The sequence below is a fragment of the Paenibacillus sp. MSJ-34 genome (assembly GCF_018918005.1).
GTDB lineage: Bacteria > Bacillota > Bacilli > Paenibacillales > Paenibacillaceae > MSJ-34.
Window position 1 is genome coordinate 1 of the sequence record NZ_JAHLPR010000097.1, and the last position, 5993, is coordinate 5993.

At 34.4% G+C, this 5993-nt stretch carries 6 protein-coding genes; all 6 read left to right on the forward strand.

What is annotated here, in order from left to right; genetic code table 11:
* Positions 1–221: 221 nt before the first annotated feature.
* The 6 genes from KQI79_RS26840 to KQI79_RS26865 all read left to right on the forward strand — a co-directional run bounded on the left by KQI79_RS26840 (position 222) and on the right by KQI79_RS26865 (position 5375).
* Entirely contained in the window at positions 222–1325 is a 1104-nt protein-coding gene (locus tag KQI79_RS26840; protein WP_216541407.1) for a hypothetical protein, read from the forward strand.
* Positions 1326–1508: 183 nt separating this feature from the next.
* Complete coding sequence (locus KQI79_RS26845) at positions 1509–1652, forward strand: hypothetical protein (protein ID WP_216541408.1); 144 nt, start codon at positions 1509–1511, stop codon at positions 1650–1652.
* Positions 1649–1885: a hypothetical protein gene (locus tag KQI79_RS26850; RefSeq protein ID WP_216541409.1), complete on the forward strand. Its 237-nt coding sequence runs from the start codon at positions 1649–1651 to the stop codon at positions 1883–1885. The genes KQI79_RS26845 and KQI79_RS26850 overlap by 4 nt, the downstream gene beginning before the upstream one ends.
* Positions 1886–1931: 46 nt before the next feature.
* Positions 1932–2318: a hypothetical protein gene (locus KQI79_RS26855; RefSeq protein ID WP_216541410.1), complete on the forward strand. Its 387-nt coding sequence runs from the start codon at positions 1932–1934 to the stop codon at positions 2316–2318.
* Positions 2319–2396: 78 nt separating this feature from the next.
* Positions 2397–3986, forward strand: coding sequence for a terminase large subunit domain-containing protein (locus KQI79_RS26860; RefSeq protein WP_253298436.1), 1590 nt, complete (start codon positions 2397–2399; stop codon positions 3984–3986).
* A 72-nt stretch (positions 3987–4058) separates the two neighbouring features.
* Positions 4059–5375, forward strand: coding sequence for a phage portal protein (locus KQI79_RS26865; RefSeq protein ID WP_216541411.1), 1317 nt, complete (start codon positions 4059–4061; stop codon positions 5373–5375).
* The last annotated feature ends 618 nt before the right edge of the window (positions 5376–5993 follow it).

Below are 5993 nucleotides of genomic sequence, written 5' to 3' on the forward strand. Positions count from 1 at the left end.
TTCATGAAAATCACCCAATTCATTAGAAATAAAAAAAGCCTTCTCGGCGATTATTGGGGTGATTTTGAAAAGTCAAGAGGAATGTTTGTTCGCACCCCATGTTTGGGGGTGAAACAATAGAAGACCCTAGCTAGGAAGCTAGAGTCTGCAACGGAATGTGAATTCCGAGAAGCTTAAATGATAAATTAGAGGTAGGTCAAATACACAAGGACTATAAAACAATGTGCAAGTTACTGATGGAAGAAACTGCAAGTGGGGGGAAAAATAAAAGACTTCAGGAAGCAAGGTTTAAGCGTTTCTTTGATTGGGAAAAAATATCCAAAAGCAATAAGCTTAAGATTACACAAAAATATGATGAACCCAAAGAAAAAATTGAAAATCGTGGAGCAAAAGGGGCTCCATATATTGAAATGCTAAAAAGAATAATCCTCATTTTACTAGCCAATCGCAAAGGTGAAATGACAATATCGCAATCATCACTTTTAAAAATGTGTAAAATGGTAAATGATAATTATTATTTTGGTAGTCGGAACATTTTTAAAATCAGTAAATTCCACCAAATGGACCGGATGAACGTCGAGGAATTTTTTGAAAACAGCAGACAACAATTTAAGAATGACATAACTAGAGTTTTAGACATTTTGAAAACCGATGAATTAATTGATTGGATGCCGATAAAAAAGGTTAAAGATGTCCATATTGACCGAATTGAAATCAGAAAAGAAGAAAAAAAGGATAAATTTGGAGATAAATACACCACCTTGGAAAGTGAAGTTGAGCATTCACAGCTGCGCGCGCGAGAAGCAACAAAAGAGGAAACTAATTTCATTGGGCGCACAGGACGTCAAGTTATGTTAGATATGGGCTATCGAAGTAAGCAAACCATTATCAGGCATAACAAATGGAGCGAGTACAAAAAAAAGGTAGATAAGATTATTTTAGATGAATTAAACATTAGCTTTTACTACGATGCTTATAAAATTAATTGCTATCATCTTGACCATATCCTTCTGGAGATTAAAGAACTGGAGAAATTCGAAAGAGAATTTAATAAGAATGTTCAGGGTTATTACATGAGCAAGGCCAATAAAAGGAAAAAATCTGCAATTAAAAGTACATTGGAAATTGAAGAAAAAAGAAAGTTTGCTTGGGGTGAACCTGAACCAGTCGATTACAAAACTAATCAAAAGATGGCAAGAAATGAAAGACGAATAAATGATGACTACCTTTTGGAACATAATGAATTATCAAAAATCTACCTTGATATTGATTATCCTAAAATCGAAAATGAAGTAAGGAAATTTGCTAGCGAATATGGGGAGTAGAAAGTTGGTACTTTTAAATCTCTTTTTATTATTATTTATAAAGAGAAAGATAAGTACCAACTTTATTAGGGATTTGCAATTTGATTTTTTTTTAATTTTAAGGAATAGAATTTATAACGCGACGGAACGATTTTGCTTGCCAAAATCGGCTCCTAGCAAAAGGGGTCTAAGGGGGAACCCCTTATGTTATATACGATTAATTTATTGCTTCACAATGCTTATCGCATTGTTCGCTTTTCCCCCAAAGCCGATATGCTTTCGCTTCGCTACAGCAATCGTTTTGGTGGATTATCTTGTTTATTTTATTTTGGAGGCGATATATTATGAACGAACATGACAAACAACAGCTAATCAACTTAGCATCAAAAACGTTTTGTGTTGAATGTGGAAAACGAGAACATGAATATGCATTATTGGACAATAATCAAACTATCAATAGCAAACAGGTTACAATACCTAATGTTCCTACTTTTAAATGTAATAATTGTGGAGCATTGTCATATCCATCTTTTGGAATGAAGTACATAGAGGAATATATATCTAAGATCTCTCTGGAATAGGATGATACACCTATTCTTTTTTTTAATTTATGGAAGGTGAAACAAAATGAATTTAAACGAAGCTTTACGACCATTGTCAGACCGTAAGAAAGCATACTTTAAATGGAAATTTGATTTAGAGTATGATAAAACTTTACCCAAAAAAACAGAGCAGGAACTGTTGGAATCACTGAAATTAAAAACGATGAACACTTTTTACGAATGGGAGAAAACGGAAGAATATCGAAACCTTGTAGCATTATTGCTTAATACTAGGTTTGATCAGGACTTAGAGCAAATTTACTCTTCTCTTGTGGATAAAGCTAAAACTGGTGATGAAAAAAGTATCCGCTTATTGTTGCAAATGGGTAAAGATATTAAAGAGTATAGCAAGCAAGCGGTTAAGCAGATGGCAAAAGTTAAAAATGACGAAGACGATGGATTGATAATGTAGGATTCCGATTTTAAAACGGAGTCCTATTTTTATTTTCTAGTGGACATTTTGTCCTTTTGTTTTTTTGGAGGTGTACCAATGGCAAGACCAGCAATGACAACAAGCCAAAAGTTAAAAAAGATTATGTGTGATTTTGAGTTGTTCAGTACAAATTTTATAAAAATTGTAGACAATGACGGAGAATTGATTCCGTTTAAGTTTAATGATCAACAAAAAGAGTTTGTAAATAGTTGGGATAGGTATAATTTTGTGTTAAAACCAAGGCAATTAGGATTTACCACAGTAAGCCTAGCCTATTGTTTATATATGGCTTTGACTAATCCGAATACACATTACCTTATTGTCAGCTATGAGGGTAAAGGAGCACAGGATCTATTTGAAAAAATAAAGCGAATGAATGACAATTTGCCAAGGGATCGCTTCCCTTCTGCCTTCCCTTCTGTCAAAAGGGAAAATAGGGATGAATTACTATTTGAAAATGGTTCGAGAATCGTTAGTACAACAGCTGGAGGTAACAAGGATTTAGGCAGAGGTAGAACATTTATGTATGTACTATTATCAGAAGCAGCATTTTATGATGACTTACAAGGCGTATTAACAACAATTGAGCCAGCTCTGATGAAGACAGAAAAGGCTAAAATTGTTATCGAGACAACAGCTAATGGATTCTCTTATGCACAACAGCTTTATGACAGTGCAAAGAAAGGTAGAAGCAAATATAAAGCCTTCTTCTTCCCCTTCTTCTCTTCTGCATATGAGAAGCAATTCCGTTATGATATCGAATTAGCCATTAAATGGTACAAAGAGAATAACAAGGGTAAACGCCTATCTGCCAAAGACTTGGACAAAGAAGAGCAAGTTCTCCATGATATGGATTGTAGCTTAAATATGCTTATGTGGAGAGCGTATACACTCCAAGATAAGGATAAAAATGTATTTTATCAAGAATATCGAGCTTATGATATACAGGCTTTTATTTCTACTGGTATTTCAGTTTTTGACCAATCCAAAATTCTAGAACAATTGAATCATACCCTTCCTCCATTGACAAGGGATGAACTCAAAGGTGAATTACCAGATGAGTTAATGCAATACATAGGAAGAGGGTTAGAGATTTACCATTTTACTAAACGTGGAAAACGATATTATGGAGGTGTAGACGTTGCGGCAGGTGGTCAAGGAGACTTTAGCACAATTACAATTTTTAATTCAGACGGTGAACAAGTGGCATCATTTAACCGAAATGATGTTCCCGTTTATCGCTTTAACGATGTTGTCAGGGCATTAGGTAAGTATTTTAATTATGCCTTCTTCGTAATTGAACGAAATGGATTCGGCACAAGTTTATTGGAGCGACTACGTAAAGATACAGATGACCCATATTTAAACTTGTATCGACATCGACATTTTGACGCTAAAGGTGGTAGTGATTACAAGCTTGGTTTCCCTTCAACTGCCATGACAAAGAGCCAAGCAACAACAGATACTAAAGAAGCATTTGAAACTGGACTTATACATATCAACTGCAAAGAGACTTTAACGCAGATGCAAACATATAGTGATGGCGGTAAAAATAGATATGATGGGCATCATTCGGATTTGATTATTAGTTTAATGATGGGGGTAGTTGGATTGAAGGCAAATAGATATTATGTGGATGTTGCATAAATTAACTCAATAACGATTTTCGTTAGTGAGTTTTCGGAAGTCTGATTTAGGACATTAGAAAGGAGTAATCAAATGCAAACATTGCTAAAACAATACATTAATAAAAATTATAACGGTGAAAGAGATTGGTTCATTCAGGAGGTGAGCCAAGTATATAACCAGCAACGGACGAACCAAATTTTAGATTTAAAGCAGTATTTATCTGGACAACACAAAATTTTAAATAAGCCATCATATACGTTTAACGGGAAAGAATATGTCCCAAAGAAGATTGTTTTACAATTAGCTAAGACAATGGTCAATTTTACGGTGTCTTATCTTCTATCCAACCCCATTACATTAACAGGTGATGAGACGGTTACAAAGGCATACCAGAGCGTTTATAAGCGTGGAAGGTACAATTCTATAGACTTCGATATCCTTGATAAAATGTGCAAATTTGGCTTTGTAGTAGAAACCATTTATATCGACCAGAATAAGAATATCCAATCTAAGTTATTAGATCCCGCTGATTCCTATCCAGTGTACGATAGTCGGAGTAATTACATTGCCATGATCGAGTATTACACTATGGATAATGTTGATTATTATACGGTTTATACAAGTGATACAGTCGAAGAATGGACTAATGAGGGCGGTAATTTGAAACTGGATGCGACTTATAATAATGTGTCAGGATTGCCCATTGTATATCATAATCAGGATGAGATAAGTAATTTAGGTAGATCGGACTTATTGGACATGATTCCAATTTTGGATAATCTGGAGGATTTAATTAGTAAAACTACAGATGCGTATAATCATTACTTAACGGGACTGCCTATTCTAACTGGACAACAGTTAAAAGGCGATGGATTGCCAAAGGATATCGTTAGTGCTGGATTAGTATTGGAGTATGGTAGTAGCTTTGATTTTAAAAGTAATCCATTTGATCATAAAGGCTTTGAGAGTATATATAAAACTTTGAGTAGTACACTGTTGGATATTGCTAATGTGCCAGCGGTCAGTATGAGTAAAACAGATATAAGCAATTTGTCAGAAGTTAGTATTAGACTTTTATTTAGCCTTGCAGATACAAAAGGCGCATTGAATGCAAAGTTTATGAGAGAAGGAATGGATCTAAGGTTTGATGTGATTAGGAAGCTGTTGGAGCTTAAAGGGATAAAGTTTGATGATGATAAATTCGATTCGTTTGATTATCACTTCCACTTTGCTAGACCGAGTAATGATAAAGAGGTTGTAGAGAATCTGAAAATTTTACGTGAGATCGGGGCAATGAGCCAAGAGTCAACAGTGGAGGATAATCCATATATAAACGATGCAGTAGCAGAGATGGATAGATTGAGGAGTGAAGGTAGTCTTAAAATAGGGAGGAAGGAACAGATTTGATTAAGAGGATTCGATAAATTTAAATCTTTGGATCATTTATTAAATATATTGATATGGTGGTAAGGTAATTTAAAGAGGATACTTCTCCCCGCGCGCGCCTGTTACAATATTAGTATCAGGTACTAAAATTATAATCATAATTTATAAAATTATAATTTTTGATCAAAAAGGGGATAAAACGTGCCTATAAGCTTTTTGTAGTCCATTGATTTGCTAGTAAATCACTAGTAAATCAAAGGACATGTATCATTCTACATATTTTTAACATGCCTAACCACTCCCTTATATATATTGTGGTCTATAAATCAATGAATCTATGATTTATCGGTTTAATTTTAGCCTTATTAATTGGAATGTGGATAATAACCCCAATTATATACTCGGTAATAAATATATTTTATTAGTCTAGGGGATTGACAGGAAGATATTAAAGGGGATATGATACCCCTAATTGACAAAAATTTCCCGCAACACTACGGTTTACACATTCTCAAAAAATATAGGATCTCGGAATAAACCGGGCGATTGAGGCTCAATTTGGGGTGCTTGAGTTAAAATTATCGATGTAAACGTGTTTTTGAAAGCAATTTTCAAAAATGCGTATGCTAAAGAACCCGA